This is a genomic window from Agarivorans sp. QJM3NY_30 (genome assembly GCF_050870855.2).
In the GTDB taxonomy this organism is placed as follows: domain Bacteria; phylum Pseudomonadota; class Gammaproteobacteria; order Enterobacterales; family Celerinatantimonadaceae; genus Agarivorans.
Window position 1 is genome coordinate 1105001 of the sequence record NZ_CP194038.2, and the last position, 24215, is coordinate 1129215.

General features: G+C 45.6%; 19 protein-coding genes, 3 tRNA genes and 3 rRNA genes (1 of these 25 cut by a window edge). 16 read left to right on the forward strand and 9 right to left on the reverse strand.

The window, feature by feature from the left end; translation table 11 throughout:
* From ACRRSX_RS05050 to rrf (ACRRSX_RS05060), 3 genes are all read left to right on the forward strand, one after another.
* Nucleotides 1-2403 (forward strand): 23S ribosomal RNA (locus ACRRSX_RS05050); it begins 485 nt to the left of the window's first position.
* Nucleotides 2404-2513: 110 nt separating this feature from the next.
* Nucleotides 2514-2629: ribosomal RNA gene (rrf, locus tag ACRRSX_RS05055) — 5S ribosomal RNA — on the forward strand.
* Nucleotides 2630-2719: 90 nt separating this feature from the next.
* Nucleotides 2720-2835 (forward strand): 5S ribosomal RNA (rrf, locus tag ACRRSX_RS05060).
* 110 nt (nt 2836-2945) lie between these two features.
* On the opposite strand, the gene ACRRSX_RS05065 is transcribed toward rrf (ACRRSX_RS05060), so the two are convergent.
* Together ACRRSX_RS05065 and ACRRSX_RS05070 are read right to left on the reverse strand one after the other, a co-directional pair.
* Nucleotides 2946-4697, reverse strand: a complete 1752-nt coding sequence (locus ACRRSX_RS05065) for an EAL domain-containing protein (protein WP_432454280.1) — start codon at nt 4695-4697, stop codon at nt 2946-2948.
* Between the two features lie 345 nt (nt 4698-5042).
* A complete protein-coding gene (locus tag ACRRSX_RS05070) occupies nt 5043-6020 on the reverse strand; it encodes an aldo/keto reductase (protein WP_432454279.1) in 978 nt (325 codons plus the stop codon).
* 103 nt (nt 6021-6123) lie between these two features.
* Here ACRRSX_RS05070 and ACRRSX_RS05075 point away from each other — a divergent pair, with 103 nt between their 5' ends.
* From ACRRSX_RS05075 to ACRRSX_RS05085, 3 genes are all read left to right on the forward strand, one after another.
* The gene (locus tag ACRRSX_RS05075) at nt 6124-7002 is read left to right on the forward strand and encodes a LysR substrate-binding domain-containing protein (protein WP_432454278.1); all 879 of its coding nucleotides are present in this window, start codon (nt 6124-6126) and stop codon (nt 7000-7002) included.
* A gap of 98 nt (nt 7003-7100) precedes the next feature.
* Nucleotides 7101-7667 (forward strand): DUF1415 domain-containing protein, encoded by a 567-nt coding sequence (locus tag ACRRSX_RS05080; protein ID WP_432454277.1) that lies wholly within the window; start codon nt 7101-7103, stop codon nt 7665-7667.
* A 70-nt stretch (nt 7668-7737) separates the two neighbouring features.
* A complete protein-coding gene (locus tag ACRRSX_RS05085) occupies nt 7738-8583 on the forward strand; it encodes an HDOD domain-containing protein (protein WP_432454276.1) in 846 nt (281 codons plus the stop codon).
* Nucleotides 8584-8638: 55 nt separating this feature from the next.
* On the opposite strand, the gene ACRRSX_RS05090 is transcribed toward ACRRSX_RS05085, so the two are convergent.
* From ACRRSX_RS05090 to ACRRSX_RS05105, 4 genes are all read right to left on the reverse strand, one after another.
* Complete coding sequence (locus ACRRSX_RS05090; protein WP_432454275.1) at nt 8639-10792, reverse strand: TonB-dependent hemoglobin/transferrin/lactoferrin family receptor; 2154 nt, start codon at nt 10790-10792, stop codon at nt 8639-8641.
* Nucleotides 10793-11132: 340 nt separating this feature from the next.
* Nucleotides 11133-12041 (reverse strand): EamA family transporter, encoded by a 909-nt coding sequence (locus tag ACRRSX_RS05095; RefSeq protein WP_432454274.1) that lies wholly within the window; start codon nt 12039-12041, stop codon nt 11133-11135.
* A gap of 632 nt (nt 12042-12673) precedes the next feature.
* Entirely contained in the window at nt 12674-13150 is a 477-nt protein-coding gene (locus tag ACRRSX_RS05100; protein WP_432454273.1) for a PaaI family thioesterase, read from the reverse strand.
* 249 nt (nt 13151-13399) lie between these two features.
* Nucleotides 13400-13475: transfer RNA gene (locus tag ACRRSX_RS05105), tRNA-Phe, on the reverse strand.
* A gap of 428 nt (nt 13476-13903) precedes the next feature.
* On the opposite strand from ACRRSX_RS05105, the gene ACRRSX_RS05110 reads away from it, so the two are divergent.
* A complete protein-coding gene (locus tag ACRRSX_RS05110; protein ID WP_432454272.1) occupies nt 13904-14377 on the forward strand; it encodes an Lrp/AsnC family transcriptional regulator in 474 nt (157 codons plus the stop codon).
* Here the strand turns inward: ACRRSX_RS05110 and ACRRSX_RS05115 are convergent.
* A complete protein-coding gene (locus ACRRSX_RS05115; protein ID WP_432454271.1) occupies nt 14370-15104 on the reverse strand; it encodes a DUF3581 family protein in 735 nt (244 codons plus the stop codon). The two genes, ACRRSX_RS05110 and ACRRSX_RS05115, sit on opposite strands and share 8 nt — an antisense overlap.
* A 348-nt stretch (nt 15105-15452) precedes the next feature.
* On the opposite strand from ACRRSX_RS05115, the gene ACRRSX_RS05120 reads away from it, so the two are divergent.
* A complete protein-coding gene (locus ACRRSX_RS05120; protein ID WP_432454270.1) occupies nt 15453-15947 on the forward strand; it encodes a hypothetical protein in 495 nt (164 codons plus the stop codon).
* Here ACRRSX_RS05120 and ACRRSX_RS05125 read toward each other — a convergent pair.
* On the reverse strand, nt 15909-16964 hold the full coding sequence (locus tag ACRRSX_RS05125) for a gluconeogenesis factor YvcK family protein (protein ID WP_432454269.1): 1056 nt from the start codon (nt 16962-16964) through the stop codon (nt 15909-15911). The two genes, ACRRSX_RS05120 and ACRRSX_RS05125, sit on opposite strands and share 39 nt — an antisense overlap.
* A 189-nt stretch (nt 16965-17153) precedes the next feature.
* Between ACRRSX_RS05125 and ACRRSX_RS05130 the strand changes: the two genes are divergently transcribed.
* The 6 genes from ACRRSX_RS05130 (at nt 17154) to ACRRSX_RS05155 (ending at nt 21042) form a co-directional block, all read left to right on the forward strand.
* Nucleotides 17154-17972, forward strand: coding sequence for a UDP-2,3-diacylglucosamine diphosphatase (locus ACRRSX_RS05130; protein WP_432454268.1), 819 nt, complete (start codon nt 17154-17156; stop codon nt 17970-17972).
* 126 nt (nt 17973-18098) lie between these two features.
* Nucleotides 18099-18174, forward strand: a tRNA-Thr gene (locus ACRRSX_RS05135).
* Nucleotides 18175-18302: 128 nt separating this feature from the next.
* A complete protein-coding gene (locus ACRRSX_RS05140) occupies nt 18303-18740 on the forward strand; it encodes a TerB family tellurite resistance protein (protein WP_432454267.1) in 438 nt (145 codons plus the stop codon).
* Between the two features lie 199 nt (nt 18741-18939).
* Nucleotides 18940-19015, forward strand: a tRNA-Trp gene (locus ACRRSX_RS05145).
* Between the two features lie 167 nt (nt 19016-19182).
* Nucleotides 19183-20640: an FAD-dependent oxidoreductase gene (locus ACRRSX_RS05150; protein ID WP_432454266.1), complete on the forward strand. Its 1458-nt coding sequence runs from the start codon at nt 19183-19185 to the stop codon at nt 20638-20640.
* Between the two features lie 54 nt (nt 20641-20694).
* The gene (locus ACRRSX_RS05155) at nt 20695-21042 is read left to right on the forward strand and encodes a RidA family protein (protein ID WP_432454265.1); all 348 of its coding nucleotides are present in this window, start codon (nt 20695-20697) and stop codon (nt 21040-21042) included.
* A 65-nt stretch (nt 21043-21107) separates the two neighbouring features.
* Here the strand turns inward: ACRRSX_RS05155 and ACRRSX_RS05160 are convergent, their stop codons facing one another.
* On the reverse strand, nt 21108-21278 hold the full coding sequence (locus ACRRSX_RS05160) for a hypothetical protein (protein ID WP_432454264.1): 171 nt from the start codon (nt 21276-21278) through the stop codon (nt 21108-21110).
* 214 nt (nt 21279-21492) lie between these two features.
* Between ACRRSX_RS05160 and ACRRSX_RS05165 the strand changes: the two genes are divergently transcribed.
* Both ACRRSX_RS05165 and ACRRSX_RS05170 read left to right on the forward strand, forming a co-directional pair.
* The gene (locus ACRRSX_RS05165) at nt 21493-22734 is read left to right on the forward strand and encodes an imelysin family protein (protein WP_432454263.1); all 1242 of its coding nucleotides are present in this window, start codon (nt 21493-21495) and stop codon (nt 22732-22734) included.
* Nucleotides 22735-22817: 83 nt separating this feature from the next.
* Nucleotides 22818-24215, forward strand: a complete 1398-nt coding sequence (locus ACRRSX_RS05170; RefSeq protein ID WP_432454262.1) for a di-heme oxidoredictase family protein — start codon at nt 22818-22820, stop codon at nt 24213-24215.

A 24215-nucleotide genomic window follows, 5' to 3' on the forward strand; every position in this document is an offset into this window, starting at 1 on the left:
GAGTGAAATAGAACCTGAAACCGTATACGTACAAGCAGTGGGAGCCTCTTTGTGGGGTGACTGCGTACCTTTTGTATAATGGGTCAACGACTTAATTTCAGTAGCAAGGTTAAGCGAATAGCGGAGCCGTAGGGAAACCGAGTGTTAACTGCGCGCATAGTTGCTGGGATTAGACCCGAAACCCGGTGATCTAGCCATGGGCAGGTTGAAGATTGGGTAACACCAATTGGAGGACCGAACCGACTAATGTTGAAAAATTAGCGGATGACTTGTGGCTGGGGGTGAAAGGCCAATCAAACCGGGAGATAGCTGGTTCTCCTCGAAAGCTATTTAGGTAGCGCCTCGGACGAATACTAGTGGGGGTAGAGCACTGTTAAGGCTAGGGGGTCATCCCGACTTACCAACCCTTTGCAAACTCCGAATACCACTAAGTACTATCCGGGAGACACACGGCGGGTGCTAACGTCCGTCGTGAAAAGGGAAACAACCCAGACCGTCAGCTAAGGTCCCAAAGTCATAGCTAAGTGGGAAACGATGTGGGAAGGCTTAGACAGCCAGGATGTTGGCTTAGAAGCAGCCATCATTTAAAGAAAGCGTAATAGCTCACTGGTCGAGTCGGCCTGCGCGGAAGATGTAACGGGGCTAAGCTATGCACCGAAGCTACGGGTACTTGCTTTGCAAGTGCGGTAGAGGAGCGTTCTGTAAGCCGTTGAAGGTGATTCGTAAGGATTGCTGGAGGTATCAGAAGTGCGAATGTTGACATGAGTAACGATAAAGGGGGTGAAAAGCCCCCTCGCCGAAAGACCAAGGTTTCCTGTTCAATGTTAATCAGAGCAGGGTGAGTCGGCCCCTAAGGCGAGACTGAAAAGTGTAGTCGATGGGAAACAGGTTAATATTCCTGTACTTCGTATAATTGCGATGGGAGGACGGAGAAGGCTAGGCCAGCGCGGCGATTGGTAGTCCGCGTTTAAGGTTGTAGGCTGGACACTTAGGAAAATCCGGGTGTCTAAGGCTGAGGATTGATGACGAGTCACTAAGGTGATGAAGTGGTTGATGCCCTGCTTCCAGGAAAAGTCTCTAAGCTTCAGATTATACGAAACCGTACCCCAAACCGACACAGGTGGTTGGGTAGAGAATACCAAGGCGCTTGAGAGAACTCGGGTGAAGGAACTAGGCAAAATGGTACCGTAACTTCGGGAGAAGGTACGCTGCTGTTGGTGATGGGACTTGCTCCCTAAGCTGACGGCAGTCGCAGATACCAGTTGGCTGCAACTGTTTATTAAAAACACAGCACTGTGCTAAATCGAAAGATGACGTATACGGTGTGACGCCTGCCCGGTGCCGGAAGGTTAATTGATGTGGTTAGCGCAAGCGAAGCTATTGATCGAAGCCCCGGTAAACGGCGGCCGTAACTATAACGGTCCTAAGGTAGCGAAATTCCTTGTCGGGTAAGTTCCGACCTGCACGAATGGCGTAATGATGGCCAAGCTGTCTCCACCCGAGACTCAGTGAAATTGAAATTGCCGTGAAGATGCGGTGTACCCGCGGCTAGACGGAAAGACCCCGTGAACCTTTACTACAGCTTGACACTGAACATTGACCCTACATGTGTAGGATAGGTGGGAGGCTTTGAAGCGTTGTCGCTAGATGATGTGGAGCCGACCTTGAAATACCACCCTTGTAGTGTTGATGTTCTAACGTTGTCCCGTTATCCGGGATGCGGACAGTGTCTGGTGGGTAGTTTGACTGGGGCGGTCTCCTCCCAAAGAGTAACGGAGGAGCACGAAGGTTGGCTAAGTACGGTCGGACATCGTACGGTTAGTGCAATGGCATAAGCCAGCTTAACTGCGAGACAGACACGTCGAGCAGGTACGAAAGTAGGTCATAGTGATCCGGTGGTTCTGTATGGAAGGGCCATCGCTCAACGGATAAAAGGTACTCCGGGGATAACAGGCTGATACCGCCCAAGAGTTCATATCGACGGCGGTGTTTGGCACCTCGATGTCGGCTCATCACATCCTGGGGCTGAAGTCGGTCCCAAGGGTATGGCTGTTCGCCATTTAAAGTGGTACGCGAGCTGGGTTTAGAACGTCGTGAGACAGTTCGGTCCCTATCTGCCGTGGGCGTTTGAGAATTGAAGGGAGCTGCTCCTAGTACGAGAGGACCGGAGTGGACGAACCGCTGGTGTTTGGGTTGTTATGCCAATAGCATTGCCCAGTAGCTACGTTCGGAACTGATAACCGCTGAAAGCATCTAAGCGGGAAGCAGGCCTTGAGATTAATTCTCACTAGGACTTAAAGTCCTCTGAAGGGCCGTTGGAGACTACAACGTTGATAGGCAAGGTGTGTAAGTGCTGTGAGGCATTGAGCTAACTTGTACTAATTACCCGTGAGGCTTAACCATACAACACCTAAAGGGTGTTGCTTATAGATACTTTATTTTAGAACCAAGAGTGCTTGTTATGCTCGTGGGATATATCAGTTTTTTCGAATGTTAAAGACAACAAGTTTTTGCCTGGTGGCAATAGCGTTGTGGAACCACCTGAACCCATGCCGAACTCAGAAGTGAAACGCAACTGCGCCGATGATAGTGTGGGGTCTCCCCATGTGAAAGTAGGTCACTGCCAGGCACCTATTTTAAAAACCCAGCTATGTGCTGGGTTTTTTACTCTGAATTAACGCTATTTGGCTTAGACCTTTTTGTTCAGAGTTAAGTTTTGCCTAGTGGCAATAGCGTTGTGGCACCACCTGAACCCATGCCGAACTCAGAAGTGAAACGCAACTGCGCCGATGATAGTGTGGGGTCTCCCCATGTGAAAGTAGGTCACTGCTAGGCACCAAATAACCAAGCCCTGCTCTTAAGAGTAGGGCTTTTTTATTGCCTATAATAAGGTTGTTAGTTTTCTGCTTAACCGCGTATAGTTTGCTCTAGAATGCCTTTAGGCTTTAGCCGTAATTACTTGTTAAACTTACCGCTTGATCGATATATAGGCTGGACCTGTTATTTTGTTTGGCCGCTTTTTTCGCGCGACTCGCGGCTTCGCTGAGTGCTTCTATGCTTAGTTTATATTCAGCTAACCAACTTGTCACTCCAACGGCTAAGCCGATTAACGGAAAGAAACATTCATGGCCTTCACGGTTTTTTGAAATGATCCCTTGTGCGTCAAGATCTTTTTGGCGATAGAGTGTTTTGCTGCGTTGTTCGAAAGTTGCCAAGAGTTGCCTTACTGCTGTCTGCCAGTTATTTTCTATGAAAATGACAATGAAATCATCTCCGCCTAGGTGGCCAATAAAATGAGCTTTGCTACTTAGATGAGTCCTTAGCAATTCAGCGACTAGTTTTATCATTTGGTCGCCACGTTCATAACCACAACAGTCATTGAAAGGCTTAAAATTATTCAGATCAAAGTAGGCTAAATCGAAGGGCTTGCCGATCTGAATTAAGTTTTTTAGGCTGCGCTGTAAGGGCACATTCCCAGGTAGCAAGGTGAGTGGATTTGCATATCTGGCAAGTTGCAATTTGTATTCAGATAATTTGCGCATCACATCAACCGCGAGACCAAGTCCAAGGTACTTATCTTGTTGAGTAATAATAAAAGCGGCATCTAAGCCATTTGCAGTATGTTGGGTTAATCTTCTACCGATTTCGCTAAGGCTGGTATCACTCTCAATGATAAGGGGTTTGGCATCCATTAAGTCGGCTACTGATTTACGGTAATTCAGCGAATGTCCATAGGGGCTGGAATAACGGGATAAAAGCTCTTCTTTTTTGATTAAGCCTAATACCCGTAACTGCTGATCGACCACCGGTAAGCTGGTCATTTGTTTATCCTCGAGCATGGTGTTGAGTAGCTCTTTTGCCGACATATCTGGAGAGACAACGGTGACCGTTTTTGCCAATGAGAAGGCTGTTAAGAGTTCATTGTGGTTGGGTCGCTCTGGGGCGGTTTGTTGCTCCTTAGGGCGACCACTTGGTCGCGAAATATGGAAGCCCTGCATATAACCGAGTCCCAAGTTGCTTAGTTGTTGGTATTGTTCTGCATTTTCGATATTCTCGGCAATGACCTCGCTACCTATTTGTTTGGCTATTTCTAATATGCTGGATATAGCGAGTGGGATATTATTGTCATGTAATAATTCATTACAGAAAAATTGGTCGAGTTTTAAGTACTCAGGTGCTATTTGTAGCCAAGTTTTGAGGCCAGCGTAACCCGCTCCAAAGTCATCAAGGGCAAACTTGATACCGAGGTTCCTTAATTCGGTGATGCAGGCTAATAAGGTTTGGTCTACATTAATGGGGTGATGTTCGGTTAATTCGATAACTAGCTTTAAGTCGTCACTACGCAGGGCTTCAAATGCTGAAGTTCCCTGTCGATGGTAGATAGCCAATAAGGTATCAGGAGAAAAGTTAATGAATAAGGCGCCTTTTAACCGCATCCTACTGAATTGTTGTTTGGCTAAAATTGCACAATCTAGCTCCAGTTCTTGTAAGCGATCAAATTGTCGAGCATATTCAAAAAGAATCACTGGATGTCGGAAATAGCTATGTTTTGGACCGCGAGTGAGTGCTTCATAACCTAGGATTCGATTATTATTCTGGTCCCAAATCACTTGGAAAACGGTTGTTATTTCTCCTTCATCAACAATCCGATTAAATTCTAGCTGTAAGTCCTGTTGCATAAGCTGATTTACTCCCATTTCCTTATCCGCTAAGCAGCTATAACATGGTTTTTTTACTAAAAGATGACAGCCCTTAGTTTTTCTTGTCTCAAGTGTCAAGATTAGTGGTAAGAAAATTTTTTCTTTTTTCAGGAGCCTGTATCTAAATGTAGTCACTGAACAGACTGTTATAGAGCGAGTGATCGGGCTTGTTTATAAGGTCCTCATGTTTGATTAGGCTAGTTGCCTGATGATTGGCTGTGATAAAAAGATTTACAGACTTACTGTTGCTTGAGCGTAAAAAGTATTACAGCTGAGCCTCGCGGTGAATTAGTCACTGCGAAGCTGATTTGCTTGTGCGCTACTTTGCGGAGTCTGTTTCGGTTAACGGTTTCCGCGTACCCAAGGACTCACTTCAGTCTTATAGAATGTTGCGAGATCTTGGTGTAACTCGTTTGGCAATGGTGCCCGATTTGCATAACTTACATTTTGCGCGATTTGCTGTGGTTTACTTGCACCGGTAATCACGCTGGTGATTTGGGGCTGATCGAGCAGCCAGCGGATTGCGGCTTCGGCTAAGCTAATATTGATCGGTAGCAACTGTTGTAGTTGGGCGACCAGCGTTAAGGCTTTATCCAGTGGTAAGCCTGCAAAGGTTTCTCCTACATGAAAAGCCTCTCCATTTCGGTTGTAATTTCGATGGTCACTCTCGGCAAATTGTCGTTGCGCAGTGACGGCTCCGCTGAGCAGCCCGCTGGCATAGGGGAGTCGAGCGATGATACCGACTTGTTGCTGTTCTGCTTGTTCAAGTAGCTCAACTAGCGCCTCTTGGCGAAACAGGTTAATAATCACCTGAAGGCTGGTAAGCTGAGGATCGGCAAGACATAGTTTAGCTTCAGTCATAGACTCGATACTGGCTCCATAATGGCGAATTAAACCTTGCTGTTTAAAGTCTTGTAACCAACTAAAGACTTCACCATCTTGTAGTACTGGCAGCGGAATACAGTGTAGTTGGACCAGATCAAGCTGGTCGACTGTCAAACGCTTGAGGCTTGCTTCAATGCCTTTTTGTAGGCCTTGCTTATGATATTTATCGGGAAATAGAGCGGCGTCCCTGCCAATTTTAGTGGCGATGATGACGTCTTGGTGTTGCTTGGCAAACTGGCCGAGTAATCGCTCACTTCGCCCCGAGCCATAAACGTCGGCGGTGTCATAAAAGCGCACCCCACTGGCGTATGCTTGATCCAGAATTTGCTGGGCCTGCGATTCACTCACTGGGCCAAAATCGCCACCTAATTGCCAACATCCCAAGCCTAACTCAGTTAATGTTAAGCTACTTTTTCCAAGAATTCTGCTATGCATGTCGTTGCTCTCATAATGGGGTTGCGTGGCTTGAGTTTACCGTGCTTTTGTTATTATATATTTTACTAATATTCAGAAATATTGTTCATTAAATGGGGGTAATATGTTTGCTGGCGTGCTTGATTTTGTGGCCGTAGTGGACGCGGGCAGTTTTACCGCCGCGGCTGAAAAGCTAAGTCGCTCTAAAGCGAGTGTAAGCCAGCGAATCAGTGATCTCGAAGCACGTTTAGGCGTGCAATTACTGTTTCGTTCAACCCGTAAACTGCGTCTTACAGAAGCCGGACAAAGCTATTATCATAGTTGTCGGCTAGCCCTTGAACAGCTGGAACAAGGGGCGTTGGTCGCGCAGCAATCTCAGGAGCAGTTGCAGGGAAAGGTGGTGATTAACTCCGTCGGTGGCATTTTTGCCGAACAGTGGTTAGCGGGCGCTTTGTTAGCTTTTGGTCAGCGATATCCCAATATTGAGCTGGAGTTGGATTTATCTTCGCAACGCGAAGATTTGCTGGCCGCGCCTTTTGATATTGTTATTCGGATGGGGGCATTGCCAGACTCGGGGTTACCGGTTCGAGTGTTAGCGCATTTAGCGAGCCATGTTGTGGCGAGTCCAGCCTATTTGCGTCGACATGGACGCCCTCAGCATCCTGAGCAGTTAAAGTCGCATCAATGCTTGTGTGGAAGTCTCACGCATTGGCCTTTTGTTCAGGGCCAACAGCGGATCTCGGTGAGTGTAAATGGGGCCTTTGCGTGTGCCAATGGGCATGTATTAAAGCAAGCTGCTTTACAGGGCTTCGGTTTAATCCGCAGCCATGAGATGTACTTGCGTGATGCGATACAGAGCGGACGTTTAGAAGCGGTATTAGAAGATTGGCAAGCCGATAGTCAGCCTCTTTGGATGGTCTTTCCCCCGGCCCGTTTTCGAGCTAAACGAGTACTCATGTTGGCCGACTGGTTAGTTGACTACGCCAAATCTCACCCTATTTAATTTTTTAATTTAGCTGTATTTGGCTTTTTTAGAGTTGTAACAAGGGTGATTTAGATATAACTTCATGCGTGCTTATTTGCCAAGATTAAGGAAACGGCATGTCAGGTTCTACGATTAGCGGCGGTTCGCAACTCGTGTCAGCGATACAGCAGCAGACGCATCAATGGTTGCAATCTTTTGTGGTGAAATACAATATTTGCCCCTTTGCGAAGCGTGAAGTTGAACGTGGTTCTATTCGTTACAAAATTGTCGATAGCGACGATATTGAGGCGCAATTAGCGACATTGTTGGAGGAGTGTCAAATCCTGGATACTCAGCCTGAAATAGAGACCACTTTATTTATTATCCCTCAGTTAAGTGATTTTTATGATTATTTGGACTTCGTTGATTGGTCCGAAGGTTTGTTGGGTGAGCAAGGTTATAACGGTGTATACCAGGTGGCGAGCTTTCACCCTGATTATTGTTTTGCGAATGCGTCCAAAGACGATCCCAGTAACTATACTAATCGTTCTCCTTATCCGATGCTGCATTTAATCCGAGAGCAAACCATTACCCGTTTAAGCCGTTTACATCCTGATCCTGAAGGGATCCCCGAGACCAATATTAAATTGACTCAGCAACTTGGTCTTGAAGCGCTGAAGCAGATTTTATATAACTGTAAATGAACTAAGTTTGTTTAGATCTTTTATAGAAAACCCACAGCAACGAGACCCATCGTATAAGTCCGGAGACGGTATGTCATTAACCATTACAGCCGCTGAGAAAGCGATTTTAGCCGATTTAACTATTCCGCCTCGCCCCCAGGTATTGTTAACGATTACTCAAGAAACAAAAAAATCAGAACCTCATGTTGCAACTATCGCCGACGCCATTGCGAGTGATGTTGCGATCTCGGGGGCGGTACTACAAATTGTTAATTCAGCTGCATTTCGTCGTAGCCACGAAATTAAGTCGATCCATCAAGCCGTGATGACCTTGGGAATTAATCGGGTTTTTCCTATTGTGAAAGCGGTGGCGCTTAAGGGGGCGATGCCACAGTCTAAAGCTTTAGATGCATTTTGGCTTGAGGCTAATTTATTAGCGACTAGCGCTGCGGCCGCTGCTGAAGAGTTAGGGTTCGAAAGTGCGAAAGACAATGCTTATATGTTGGGATTATTTCATCAAGCGGGCGTACCTGCCTTATTGCATTCTTTTGCGGACTACGAAGCTTTGTTGGTTCAGGCGAATGATATGGGCTGGGCTAATTTTGCGAATGCCGAGCGTCAGCAATATGGAACATCCCACGCCACGGTAGCGGCTCTGATCGCGCAGCAATGGAATTTACCAAAGGTTATGGTGGAAGCCATTTATTACCAACATGATAGTGATGGTCTGTTTAGTTCACAGGAGTTGGGTAAATCCTCACTGGTGATGTTAGCCATTTTGAAAATAGCTCGTATCTGCGCTTATCGAAAGTTGGGCGTTAGTAGTGAAGAAGCCGTATGGCAAGACATTTATGATGCTTTGTTAGTCTTCTTGAATATTGAAGAGCAACAGTTGGAAGATGTATTGAACGCGGTAACAGAGACTCTGAATGCCTAATGGATACAGGCTATGTTCATATTGGAACACAGCCTGTAATCATCAGCTAGGGGTTTTAAAATTGATAAGCGACATCAACTCCCCAATTTCGGCCTGCCTGGCTATAACGATCCAGTCCTTGGGCGTCGTTATCTTGGCCGTCGAGGTCAGAATAATGCCAATATTTTTGATCAAAGGCATTAAATAAGCCCGCACGTAACGTGAGCTTTTCGAGAGGTTGGTAGTAAGCGGTTAAATCAACTAAGGCATAACCTGGCGCGTTGGCATTATCTTCATTTGACCAATCATCCCCTTGCTTCGCGGCGACCATGGTTAGGTTCAGTTCGCTGCCCCAAAGGTCTTGTGGTTGATCGTAGCCTAAACCCCAAACGATAGTCAGCGGTGCAACCGTGTCCAGTGCGCTACCATCTTGCTTATTCTTCCCTTGTGCATAGGCAACACTAATTCGACTATAACTGCCTTCTGGAGCACCCCAAGCTTCATCTAACCAATAGTTACCCTTGAATTCTACGCCGTATATTTCAGCTTCATCAATATTTTCGTTCGTTGTGATCCCTGCAGGATAGCTTGGGTTGCTATAGTCTACCGAAGCATTAATGAAGTCGGTGTAGTCGTTGTAGAAGCCAACTAGTTCGATGGTTGAGACGGCATTATTCGCTCGCAAACCTAGTTCATAACTTTGGCTTTGTTCAGGTTTTAGTTCCGGATTAGAAACCATGGCGTAGCCGTAGCTTGCATTGTCAAAATCGTAATATAGTTCCTTGATAGAGGGCGCTCTAAAGCCTTCACTATATTGAACAAAGGAACTGAAGTTCTGGTTCCAATGATACACTGCGCCTAATCGAGCGGTCAGTGCATCGCTGTTATGCTCTATCAAACCACTCGTCTCATTGGGTTTTGCAGTGTAGTCGTCGTAACGCAGGCCAGCACTAATGATCAGTGATTCATTGAGTAAATAAATATTATCCTGAACAAATACGCCGTATTTTTCTGACTCGGCATTTGGCACTTCTGGTTCTCCCGGGCTAACGGTGCCGGAATCGAATAAGTGAGTGCGATAGTCGAGCTCAAAATCACTATTGATAGCACTTAAGCCATAGCTGAGTTGGTGGCTTCCATACTCAAATACCAATTCTTTATCGAACTGAGCATCAAACTGAAGGCTACTGTCTTCGCCATTCCGTTCGCGGTTACGATTGCCGTAGATCCCCGTCGTATCAAAAGTATTGTGTTCGGTTTTACTTTGCTGATGACTGAGTTGCCAAAATAGTTTATCGAAGGCGACGTTTTCACTTAACCAGGTATGGTTTATGCCCAGACGCAGCCGAGTATCTTGGTCATCAGATCTCACATTGGTATAGGTAAAGCTTGGCGACATGCCATAGCCTTCATTGCTGAGGATCCTGCCCTCAGCTTGACGTTGATATAGTTCTGCAACTAAGCCAAATTTATGCGCTTGATTTGCCTGAAAATTTATTTTTGCCAATAAGTTATGTGAATCAAAGCTGTAGGGATCCGCCTGACCGCGGTCACGACCATTTATATCAGCACCAGAAGAATGGCTTTGGTACTCACTGCCATCGCGATAGGTGTAAATAGCTAAACCTTCCCATTTATCGTATCGTTTGGCGATTTCTATGGTGGTTTTGTAGGCTTCGTCGGCGCTGCTATAAGCACCTTTCAGTGCTACATGATTGGTATTGCCAGGCTCAAGGACATCCTCAGGGTTTTTGGTCCTTAGTAGCACAACACCACCCAGTGCATCACTCCCATAAAGGCTTGAGGCTGGCCCTTTGTTAATTTCTAGAGAGGTGAGGGTGTCAATTTCGTAGCTATTAGGGCCCTTGTTCATAACTTCCCCACCAGGATTATAGGGGGTTGGTTGTTCAATGCCGTCTACCATGAGTTTTACACGGCTTCCTTCCATCCCTCGAATGTTAAATCCGGTCGTACCATAGCGTCCTTGGCCTGTGGTGCTCACCCCAGGCTCGTAACGTACGCTATCTTTTAGGTTGTTCGCCATTTGTTGCTCTAGTTGCTCAGAGCCAACCGCGCTCACACTAGAAGAAATATCTTTAATGCTCTGTTCGGTTCGAGTGGCCGATACCACGACTTCATCGAAAACAGTACTGGCGGTTTCAGCATAAGCTGCGGGGCTTAAGCTGAGTAATACGGCGTTGGCAATAAGAGTGCGATTGAGTATTTTCATAGTGTCAGGCTCTATCCATATCCTGTGGAACAAATTAAGAAGGCTTACTATACACAATGCGAATACGAATTAAAATCATTTGTGTTTAATGGTTTGTTCTTTACTGTCGTCCTAAAACTTTGGCTTTGCTGGAGACAACATGAGAATAAGAGCGCAGACAAACGATCAGGGAGCGAGATAGAATCACTATTTTTATGTCTGCGCTGAGGCAAGGGGGGATTGGGAGGCTCACATTTTACTTGAATTATCGTGAGTCGTAATCCAAGACCACCAATTTAAATCGCTGTAAAACGTCAAGCTTGTAGAAGGAGCTGCTTGAGGAATTTGTTGAGCTTGGGGCTTATTTGGGGCTAAGCCGTCGTACCCCCTTAATGTAGCCACCAAATATGTTCAGCAGCAAGCCGAGGATAATGATGAGCGCGCCTAAGAGTTGCCCCGCGCTGAGTGTTTCTCCTAACAATAATGCTGCACTTAGAATGCCTACAACTGGAACCAATAAGCTTAAAGGGGCGATCCGCCAGGTTTCATATTGACTCAGTAGTCTTCCCCAAATGGCGTAGCCGATGATCGTGGCAATGAAAGCAAGATAGATCAAAGCAAAGATGGTTTTGCTACTAATTTTCGTTAGTTGAATAGCGTTGATCTGCGGCGCTTCAAATATAAAAGAACAAAGGAAAAAAGGCACAATAGGGACTAAGGCACTCCAAATCACCAAAGATAACATCGACACATTTGCATCGCGCATGATCAGCTTATTGCTAATATTTCCCAAAGCCCAAGACAGTGCGGCTCCGAGTGTAAGTACGATAGCAATTAGAGGGATCCCGCTTGAGTTTGCTGTGCTTAAACTTGCATCAGCCAGTAAGGCCATCCCAAGGCTTGCGGTGATGATACCAACAATATGATTCCATCTTAATTTTTCCGATAATAGCCACACCCCGAGCATAATAGTAAAGAAGGCCTGCATTTGTAGAACCAACGAAGCAAGGCCTGCAGGCATTCCCAAGTGAATGGCTAAAAATAATAGTAAAAACTGTCCAAAACAAATCGCCATTCCATACATCAATAAATATTTGAACGGCGTTTTAGGTGGTTTCACTAGAAAGACCGCGGGAAATGCGACCAAACTAAAGCGCAGGCCTGCCAATAGCATCGGTGGCAGTTCATACAATGCGACTTTGATTACCACAAAGTTTAAGCCCCAGACTAAAACAACGGTCAGTGCTAACAACAAATCTTTGAATGGCATTACCTTGTTTCCTTGTTCTGCTATGAGGTCATTTTTAAGTTTAAGCACTGCTATCTTTCGCGGCTCATTTTGACCTGCAATACACCCTTTTGGTTGCAGTGATTGGGGCCGACCAAGCATCAAATTCTGGGTACTCGCGGCGAAGCTCTTTCTTCGGTGGCAATGAATCGCTTCGGTGATGATTTGATACTGGACCAACATATTCATAAAAATAAGCTAAACAGAACATCACGCCTAGATTCATGAGTCAAGTGCAGCGTGGCGCTTGTGGGTATAAATGAGCGGGGTATAGCGGGTTTAGCATGGCGAACGTTAGCGCATCACACTGCTATTGAGCAACGTTCATTCATAGCAAACTCAATCATTATCTGTTGATTGTTGCCAGCTTAAATCACCGCTAACTGCGCTATGTATCTTTTAATTGGAGCCACAAGTTACGGCGCTTCATGCCTGACTATCGGCAGATTTATTCTGCGCAATTAGTTACTCATATCATTCATCAGATTGGGGGAGGGGGAACACGCTCTATGGTTGTTAATTCCATGCCCCCACCCAATATCGCTCTATAGCCAGAGAAATGCATTGGCGAGGCATTGCAGCCAGCTTGCCATGCACATGATGCCAAATACCGCTTATACAAGCGCCTTGAGCGATAGGGTTAATGAAAACTGTGCCACAACCTCATCCCCACTAATAGAAGGGCAGGTGGCGATGATAGTGACCGCTTGATTGACTCTCTCTCCACTGTTCATGGTGTGTTGAAGCATCTGGTCGATCAGTGCACCATCTCGACAGGTGAAAATAACGTCTGCCTCTGGCCGTTTAAGAAATTGCGCCTCCACGGCCTTAAATGCCAAGGAAACCCGTTTGCCATACTGTTCTGCTTTGGCAATAGCCAAGAAGCCTCCCGCAACATCGGCACCGACCGCTAAACTACCAAAATACATGCTATTGAGATGATTTTTAGTGCGCCGTTTTAAGGGGATTTTAACAACGACTTGCTGTTCATCTATCGCTAGAATTTTAGGGCGGCAATACCAGATGAGTGGCACTTTAAAGATCCCAAATAAGCGAAGGGTTGTGTTGGCTTTGCGGACACTGGGAAGCATAATGACTCCTAGTTAAAGAGGTCTTACCAGTAGAGCTTCTTGTTAACAAAAAGTCAACATCTTCTTTCGGCTGTGGAATTAACAGCAGCTTATCGGGGGGAGTCAATGAAGCACTTTTAAAGTGAACCGCTGGGCTAATTCCAGCCAATGCTGAGCATTGCAGCTTTTAAAGTTAATATGAGGGAGACTGGCAGCAATCAGCTTGTTTAGAAACGAAAAAGGCCTGCATTAATGCAGGCCTTTTAAAGGTGGTGCCCGGAGGCGGAATCGAACCACCGACACGAGGATTTTCAATCCTCTGCTCTACCGACTGAGCTATCCGGGCGACGGGCGCTATTAAACGAATTTTACCGGTTTAAGTCAACCGAATTTGGTAAAAAAAATGAAATAAATGGCGATCGACTAAATGCCATACAACAACTGCTAAAAGAATAAACAAAAAGGTGGCCAAGGCCACCTTTAGTCAGTTTCGATACTTTTGCAAAGGGTATTTGCTTTGGCTCTTAGTGGGCACTTGATTGATGCCTTAAGAGGGGGGTCGTTGCACTGGATAAATGCTATGACGACAATCAGTGGGTAAACTAATTGCTGTTACCTTGTATTTTTCACTGTAAATAGTGTATTTAAAATTTACGGGAGAATGCTTGCTAATATTGTTTTAATTGAGTGTTTTTTTGCAATGACTGTTGATGGTTTAGTGTAATTAGGGTGAAATGTGCTAAGGATGAATTAACATACAATAATGGGTGGCGTATGCGCTTAGATCGGACAGATAAAAAGATTTTGGACTTAATGCAAAAAAATGGGCGTATCAGCAATTTGGAACTTGCTGAGCTCATTGGTTTATCGCCTTCTCCATGCTCTCGCAGAGTTAAAGCTTTGGAAGATGCAGGTTTAATCGCCAAGCATGTGACCCTACTGAATAAGAAAAAACTCAATCTGAATTTAACGGCATATATTCATATTTCTATGGACCGACACACCCCCGAGCGCTTTGAGAATTTTCAGAACATTATTAGTGCTTATGAAGAAGTGATGGAGTGTGTGCTGGTGACAGGCACAGACGCTGATTATCAGTTAAAAGTAGTGGTGCCTGATATGGAACACTATCAGGCACTTTTACTGGGGAAGTTAACCCGTATCGAAGGAGTTACAGGAGTACGTTCAAGCTTCGTATTGCAGCAAGTGTTTAGCCATACAGCCTTGCCCCTGTCCCACATTAAGTAATTGAGTTGTTACTTGATTGCTGTCGCTCAAGAAAGGCCTGACGACAGCCTTCATAGTTGGCGATTAAAAGATCACTTTCAGATTGCTGGTAAGGTAATAAGCTCCCCAAAACCATCCGCTTCTGACCAGTCCCTATTGCTTGGCCATTTTCTGAAATGGTAAATTTCAATAGCGCTACACCACGCTTGCCATTCGGAATATATTCGCCACCGGCAAATTCTAAATGCGGAGAGGCGCTAGGGAGGCGGTCTAAGTGCAAACTCATGTTTTCGTATATGACTAAGGGACGTTTGCGGTTGAGCATCAGTCCTTGTTCTTTTAACAGAGGTACTAAAATATGTGGGAAGTTACGACCCGAGAAACGAACGTAGTCTTGAATGATGTCGCCGATGATCTGATCATCTTTAATTTTTTCACCACTGCGCTCTACTGTTAAATATTCCTTACCGCTTTGATCCACTAACTGACAGTGTTGCTCGGTTTGCAGAATGCTTAAAGGAACACCGTCGGTGACCATGCCTGCGAAAGTAAATTGCATATTTTGGCTTAGCCCAAGTTGGCTGAGCATGACCGAGAAAAGTAAGTCACCGGGAACACAAAATCGAGAAGAATCAGCGTCGTGGATTGCGTTAAAGTCATTTGCAACACCTTTTGCAAAGTTGCAAGCTTGTTGGCGACTAAACACAAATTGTTGATTATTCTGACTAAAATATTGGCTTACATTCATTTCTATAAGTTCACTTAGCTAGGCTGTTGGCGACCGGCGATTCTAACAAAAATTAAGGCCGAGGTGGTAATATCAGTATAAAATTTCTTTATAAATTTATTTTACGGGGATTATTCTAGGCCTAAATTGGGCCAATTAACTAAGTAATTCATTTCATTTGAGTATTCCCTTTTATTCAAATCGCTAACCTTTCCGCTAATATCTTTATTGTCATTAACAAGCTTTGCAAGTGCGACTTTCTCCCCTACCTTTAAATGATGTAACAAGTTACTTGCCATTCGTCATGTGCAGGGAAACAAATAATTGTTAACCAGCTTGAATACAATAGAACCCAAGGTGAACCATGATATGCCAAATCTGAGCAATAATAGAAACTGGATCATGCTGGCGATGATGATGCTGATCGCGGGTATCGTTAGCGCAGGGGGCATTTTATTTAACAAGGCGGTACCACAGTTCCAGTTAAGCTTTATTGCCCAAAGTTCGTTTGGAGAAACTCGTTTAACGCTTGATTGTGAGCATTATCATTATTCAGTACATGAAAATTTTGTTGACCATCGCAGTAGTCGTGAATCGGTACAGCATTTGTCCTCAAGCATTTGTGTTGAGGTTTATCGTTTATTACAGCAGGTGCCAAAACAATTAGCCTCGGTGTATAACGAGCAGCATCGCCCACAGAAAATGATGTTGTGGACCGAAGGGAACAAGCGTTTTCAGTGGCGTTGGCAAAACAAATATGAGCCTTCACTTAAACCCATATTTGCCCACTTAGATGATTTGGTTCAGCAGATACCTGCTTCAGCCCTAGCCGGAGGCTCCCACCTTGATCTGCGGATCTACTAGTACCTCAAGGGCGTCTTGCTGCAGATGTAAATCGCTTAAGTAAGGACTAAGAGCGTTCGCGAGTTTTTCAGAGTCATGGCGGACAATAGTACTATCGTCATCAATTAAATCTGTGTAAATCACTTGGTAGCGTTGCTGAAGTGCTTCAAGGTTATCAACCGCTACGACTTGAGCGCGCTCTAGATTGTAGCTGGCGATCATGTTTGGATTTGGGATGTGCTGGTTTACCACCACCACGTCGAGAGCTCGCCCTAGGTAGTGCTCTAGTTCGTCGATAAACTGTTCTAGATTGTAGCCGTCGGTCTCGCCAAATTTAGTCATAATATTACTGACGTAAATCAGTTTTGCCTGACTACTCATCATCGCTTGCTTCACTCCTGGGACTAATAAATTAGGAATGATACTGGTATAAAGATCGCCAGGGCCGAGGATAATCGCCTTCACGCTATTGATCCGCTCAATTACGGGGGGGTAAACGCGGACTTGCTCGGCGTGGTGCGGAACCAAGAAAACATTGGCGATTTTTTCTCGCTGGTCTCCGCGTGGTAAATCGATGGCGCTTTCACCGAAGACGCGCTCACCACTGGTCAATTCGGCCACTAAAGTTGATTTGTCTACCGTCACCGGCAGTATCTCTCCTTCAACATCGAGCATTTGTGCCAAGCCTTGGATCCCTTCAGAAAACGAGCCGCTATATTGTGACAGCATGGTGAGCAACATATTCCCTGCGCTATGGCCTGTCAGTCGTTTCCCCTTGGTAAAGCGTTTTAGCAATAGTTTTCGAGCCAGCTCTCGATAGGGTGAGAGCGCTAACACGCATTTGAGAATATCGCCAGGAGGGAGTATACCGAGTTCATCACGTAATCGGCCCGTGCTACCACCACTATCGGTCATTGATACGATGGCGCTAATTGCGAGTTGTTGGTTATCTCTTAAGGCTGACAATAAAACAAAGTGGCCACTGCCGCCGCCAATAGTAGCGATAGAAAGTAGCTTTTTAGGTGGAGGGGATGTCACGAGTTATGGTACTCCGAGAAGATTTATCACGCGCATTGCTAAACAATAGACTAATTGAGTTTAGTTCACCAAGCAATGCAACCAGAGCCGTGCTTTGTTAGCGTTGTCATACTCTGGTAATAAAATTGTCACTTTTTGATCAAGACGGTCTCTTAAATTAGCCTTAACAGGGAAAGTTTGGGCTAATGTATGGCGAATACACAACTTTATCAAAGCTTATGGCTATCAGATATTCATTTAGGGTGTAAAGATTGCAAGGCAGAGATGCTGTTGCAATTGCTACAGCAAACCAAGGCCAAGCGGGTATTTTTGGTTGGCGATATCGTTGATATTTGGGCTTTAAAACGCCGGGTATATTGGCCTGAATCGCATAATCAAGTGTTATTACATCTCATGAACTTGAATAAGAATGGCTGTGAGGTGGTCTATATTCCTGGTAATCACGACCAACTATTCAAGGCCTATCAAGGCATGCATATAGGGAGTATCGTGGTTGCTAAGCAGTATCTATATACCAGCCTCAGCGGTCATCGAATACTGATGTTGCATGGTGATCAGTTTGATGAAGAAGTTTGTTTTGGTCGTTTTTATGCCAAATTGGGTGACCACCTCTATGATTTGCTGTTGTTTTTAAATCGTAGTGTTGGAAAAGTTCGGCATCTATTGGGTTATCCCTATTGGTCTTTGGCGGGATACATCAAGTTGAAAATAGCGAAAGCGACTCAGGCGATTGCTAGCTATCGTAGAGCAGTCGTGAATGAAGGGCTTCGTCAGCAGGTTGATGTTGTTGTTTGTGGCCATATCCATCACCCAGAGTTGAGTCAGCAGCAAGGATTGATTTATGCCAACGATGGCGATTGGATTGAAAACTGCACCCTATTGTGTGAAACCATGGATGGACAATTAGAATTACATCGCTGGGACGATCGCTTGGAGACCACCGTGCTGGTTGATTCGGTGGCATTATTGGAGCCTGAGTTGTTAAAGTACGAGGATAAAGTAGCTTGATTGGCGAATAAATTAGCACTTGAATCATTGATGCTCTTTTTTTTGCTTTTCAGCGTTGACAAACTCACCGAAAATCCGTTTAATAGCGCCCCGTTGATAGCAGATATCAACGTGTACCAACAGTGTGCCGATTTAGCTCAGTTGGTAGAGCAACTGACTTGTAATCAGTAGGTCGCCAGTTCGACTCCGGCAATCGGCACCATTCTTTTTAAAGCCCCGTCATACGACGGGGCTTTTTCATTTTTAATGTTGATTCGGCTGGTAGATTTGGTTTTTAAAATCAGCTGGTTTATCCTGCTCAATCCTCCCTGCTTGTTTTTAGGATATGCGATGCTCAAGGCGCTTAAAGAACTATTTCAGGCCACAACTGGCTCAACAGAACAGCAACATCTTAGTGTCGAACTAGCGGCCGCTACTTTGCTAGTGCAACTGAGTCAGAGTGATAACCAACAAACAAATAGTGAAAACGCGATAATTTTGACCAAGATGAAGCGTTTATTCGAGTTGACCGAGGTTGAGGCGGAGAATTTGTTGTTGCAAGCGCAAACTCAGGCCCAACAAGCGATTTCGGTTTTCGATTTTACTCGCCATGTGAAGCAGCTCGATTACCAATTACGTTATCAATTTACCGAAGCCTTATGGAAGGTTGCTTATGTGGATGGAACCTTAGATCCATTTGAAGAAGCACTGATCCGTCAAATCTCCGACTTGATCTATCTAAGTCATAGTGATTTTTTAAAGGCAAAGATTAGCGCGCAAAACGTTTAGCCTCGTTTGTTGATGCTAATTAATGCTGCTTAAGCAAAGTGCTTCGCAGACCTTATCTTATATTGGCGCAATCAGCTGAATTGATGTGGCTAGAATGTTGATTTTTTAGCTGAATTGCTGGTTCTTTGTTCGCTTAAACAAAGCCGAGAGATAAACGCTTTACCTTTAAACAGGCTTATGTATAATTCGTTTCCGTTGCAGGGGCGTAGTTCCAATGGCAGAACGTCGGATTCCAAATCCGAATGTTGGGAGTTCGAATCTCTCCGCCCCTGCCAATATTTTAAAGGCCAGCTGATGAGCTGGCTTTTTTCATTTCTGAATTTTTCTTCTAGTTTTCTTCATATTACGATCGATCTATCTGTCAGTTGCGTATTTCATTGCACTATTGAGGCGGTTAGAATGATGAGCCTAGTGAATATTTTCAGCAGTGGATGACAGTGTAGTGACAAATACTCCCCCAGTGAGGACAGATTCAGACTTTTCTCCGCAGATTGCCATCGTGGGTGGTGGTATTGCCGGTTCCGCAGTTGCTTTAAAACTTGCCGAGCTGGGCGCGAAGGTTAGTTTATTTGAACAAGGTCCAAGTTTGGTGAACGGCCCGCCAGCCTGCCATTTGCATGCGGGAGGGAACCTATATCGAGAAATATCCGATGCACAGTGCCTTAAGCTGTTAGAGCAGTCGATTAATACCTTGCGGGTTTTTCCGCATGCGGTCAATCTTCGTCCTACGGTGATTAGCGTCCCCATGAATGATCCCGGTGAACCTGAAGCGCTGCTGCCTCGGTTGCGAAAGTTGCAGGCGCACTATGCAGATTTAATTCAACAAGATCCGCAAAATCAAAAACTTGGTGCCGCAGAAGATTACTATCGTTTATATAGTCGAGAACAACTGGAAGCGCTGGCTAAACGTGAGCCGCTACAGCAACCTCGTAGCATGGATGATTGGATGATCCCGGTGGCTAAATACTTGGATTTATCGGCTTTCAAATACCCTTTTGTACAGGTGCAAGAATACGGCTTAAGTTTGTTGCGGGTTGCCGCTACGGTGGCCTTGGCGACGCAGCGTTTAGCCGATTGTTCAGTGCTTACCTCAACCAAGGTGCAGCATATCGAACTGTTGCAAGGCGGTTCACCGCGTTGGCGCGTTGATTATCAAGATCAGCAGGGTCGCCAAAGTATCGAAGTAGACTATCTGATTAACGCCTGTGGTTATCGTAGCGGCGAGTTGGATGATATGGCTAAGTTAAGCCGCAGTCGTATGGTCGAGTTTAAAGCCGCTTACTTAGCCAATTGGCCGAGTCAAAATGGCCGTTGGCCTGAGTTGATCGTGCATGGTGAGCGCGGCACCCCTAATGGTATGGCGCAATTAACCCCTTATCCCGATGGCTTATTTCAACTGCATGGGATGACCGATACCATTACCTTGTTTAAAGGCGGTTTGGTTAAATCTAGCGAGCATAGCGCTCAGCCCGAGTTGAGTCCTTTACTGACTCGTAAGCTCACTCAAGGCTGGCAAAGCGAAGAGGTTGAGCTACGCACCGCAGAGGCTGTCAAACATATGTCCCGTTACCTACCTAGTTTTAAAGATGCTGCTGTGGCGGGTCGGCCACTGTTTGGGGCACAGCAAATCCCGGGGAGTGATCCAAGCCTACGTGCAGCCAGTGTATCTTTTGATAAGACACATTACGCACGAACCGAAATTGTTAAGTTTTCTTCTGCCTTAAGTGCCGCGGAGCAAATCATTAAGAATATTTGTGAGTTAGGTTTACTCAATGCCGAGGCCTCCAATGCGGTGATGAATGAATTACAAAGCACTCAAGGTATCGCCTATCAGCAGGTGCTGGAATTGGCTGAGCAATTGGCTGGGCAACGTCATTACCCGCTATCGTTAGCGCGTTAACATCATCTATTGTTTGCTTACTCGCACTGCGAGTCTATTTATTAAGGCCCTAACATGTCTATTCAACACTTTGAAAGTAAAGCCCGAATGAGCCGAGCTGTGGTTCACAATAATACCGTATACTTATGTGGCCAAGTGGCTAAAGACACAGCCCATGGTATTGCCGAGCAAACGCGTACCACGATTGAAAAAGTGGAACAACTGCTGGCAAGCGTTGGTTCCGATAAGTCGAAGCTATTAAGCGTGACTATTTATTTGCGCAGCATGGATGATTTTGTAGAAATGAACAAAGTGTGGGATGCATGGGTTAGTGATGTGACGCCGCCCGCTCGGGCTTGCGTGCAAGCACATATGGCTCGACAAGAAATTTTAGTTGAGATGTCGGTCACGGCAGCTGTCTAAGGCAGTAAATGCTTGATGTGCGAATAAGGCGGCTGGTTGTTGCACCTTTCCAAGGCTGATATTGCTTACTGAATACTGTCTAATACTTGCGCAAATTTAACGGGTATATAGCTACGTTCTTTTAAGTTATATACACTATTTAATGAACAATTGGCCTTCATTGCGAATACCGATGGCGGTATCCCCTTTTTGCGTAAAGCCTTCCAAAACTGTTTTCCATTCACGGTGCTAAGCATGATTTAATCCTCAAGTGAGTTGTAAAACAAACTGACGGCGAGCATTTAACAAAAATTATGTGACAGGCAAATGACATTTTGTAAGTTATTAAATGTCAGTGCATTAGGTTTCCTGTTGTGTTCTTGTTACAAAAGGTCAAGTTTTTGTTTACTTAAAAGCATGCCTCAAAGATAATGATAACAATTATCATATAGATTATCAAAAGGGATGACGATGCACGTATTTAAAATTGCCTTAGGGTCAGCGGCCTTGCTGACCACCAGTGTGTATGCTCAAGTGACACAAACAGAGGTTGTCGCAGATTATGCGGCATTGGCGCATGCTGTATATAGTGATGCACATAGCAGTGCTTTAAGGCTGCAAGAGACTACTCAGGCTCTTATCCAAGCACCTTCAGCTCAGCATTTACTGGCCGCGAAGCAAGCTTGGAAAGTCGCCCGTCGTTTTTATCAGCAAAGTGAAGTGTTTCGTTTTGGTAATCCAATCGTTGATGATTGGGAAGGCCAATTAAATGCTTGGCCCTTGGATGAAGGCCTGATCGATTATGTGGCGAGTGATTACCAATATGAACTTGGTAATCCTGGTGCGACTGCAAATATTATTGCCAATACCACTCTTCAGGTAGGCGAGCAAGCAATTGATTTATCGAATATTACCCCTGAATTATTGGCTTCACTGAATGAGCTTGCTGGCTCCGAAGCGAATGTCGCAACTGGTTATCATGCGATTGAATTCTTATTATGGGGGCAAGATTTGCATGGTACAGAGCCCGGCGCAGGAGAGCGATCTTATACTGATTATGTCAAGGGTGAAGCTTGTACTCATGGTCACTGTGAACGCAGGGGCGATTATCTAGCGGCGGTGAGTGAATTACTGGTGAGCGATTTAGCTTGGATGAGTCAGCAGTGGGCTAAAGGCGGTGATTACCAAACGCAACTCATGGCCGAACCGAGTGAACAGGCCTTGCGCCGAATGATGTTTGGCATGGGTAGCTTATCTTTGGGCGAGCTTGCTGGCGAGCGGATGAAAGTCGCTTTAGAAGCCAATTCCACCGAAGATGAGCACGATTGTTTTAGTGACAATACCCATAACTCTCATTACTACAATAACCGTGGCATCAGCAATGTCTATTTCGCTGAGTTTCAGCGTTTAGATGGTTCGCGCTTTAGCGGTGCCAGTTTGGCGCAATTGGTGGCGCAACAAGCCCCGAAAGTTGCCGAGCATAACCGTTACTCATTTGCTCAATCAATGGCGCAAACGGCTAAGTTAGTAGAAAGTGCCGAAACTAATGGGGTTCACTTTGACCAACTCATTGCGGCTGACAATCTGCAAGGTCATGCTCTGATTAATGGTGCCATTATGGCTTTAGTCGAGCAAACCCGAGCCATTGAAGCCAGTGCCAAAGTGCTCGGTATCGAAAACTTGAATCCTGATACCGCTGATCACGAATTCTAAAAATAACAGGTAAACCATATGAGGGAGCTATAGCTCCCTTTTGTGCTTTCAAAAATAATTATTCATCTTGGGAGAGAGTCAGCGTGAAAGTCACGATGATAAAGTTGATGGCTGTAGCGTTGCTGTTAAGCAACGCAAGTTGGGCCAATGATAAAAAACCGGGTGGGGGGACCACCGTGGGGCGAGTGGACGAGAATGCTTTTTCCTTGCCAGCAGCCAATTTAGATTTTGAAGGTCGCTTAAATTTCAGTACCGGGAATAGTTTCTTTCGTAATCCGTGGGTAGTTGCACCAGCAACCACGATTGCCAGAGATGGCCTCGGCCCCTTGTTTAATACTAATGCTTGCCAAAACTGTCACCTAAAAGATGGTCGTGGACATCCCGCTGAAGTTGGCGACGACAATGCGGTATCGATGCTGGTGCGGATCAGTATTCCGGCGGTGAGCGAGCAACAAAAGGCCCAACAACAGCATGACGGCGTGGTACCGGAACCGACTTATGGGGGGCAAATTCAAGATCAAGCGATTGCGGGTGTCGCGCCCGAAGCCCGGGTGCGTTTTCGTTATACCGATAAACCGTTTCAGTTTGCCGATGGGAGCCAGTTGACGCTGCGAGAGCCGCACTTGCAGGTGGATCAACTCGGTTATGGACCGATGCACCCCGATACCATGTTTTCGCCACGGGTGGCTTCGCCGATGATCGGCCTTGGTTTGCTGGAAAGTATTAGCGAGCAAGATATTTTGGCTAATGCTGATCCAGATGACCGCGATCATGATGGGATCCGTGGACTGGCGAATCGAGTATGGGATCAACAAACACAGCAATTCACTTTGGGGCGTTTTGGTTGGAAGGCCGGGCAACCTAGCTTAATGCAGCAGAATGCGGCGGCCTTTAATGGTGATATTGGCATTACCAGTTTGTTATTTAGCAAAGATCACTGTACCGGGCCTCAAACGGCTTGTTTAGCGGCGACTTCTGGGGTCGATCCCGATGGTTCGGAGGTGAGTGATAAGCTGCTTGGTTTTGTTGAATTTTATTCGCGTCACCTTGGGGTTCCTCGACGCCGTGATTATAACGATCCGCAGGTGAAACAGGGTGATCAATTGTTTACTCAATTGGCTTGTGATAGTTGTCATCGACGCAGCTATACTACGGCTAAACGCCCGCATTTACCGGCTTTAAGTGAGCAGCGAATTTATCCTTATACTGATATGTTGCTGCATGATATGGGCAGTGAGTTAGCTGATGGTCGGCCGGAATATTTAGCCAATGGCCAGCAATGGCGTACGCCGCCATTGTGGGGGATAGGTTTAACCAAGGTGGTGAATGGTCATAGTCAATTTCTGCATGATGGTCGGGCGCGCAATGTTACCGAAGCGATTATTTGGCATGGCGGAGAAGCCAAACCTGCTCGACAGGCCTTTGCTGGTTTAAGTCAAAGCGAACGAGAGGCTCTGGTCGCTTTTGTTAATTCCTTATAG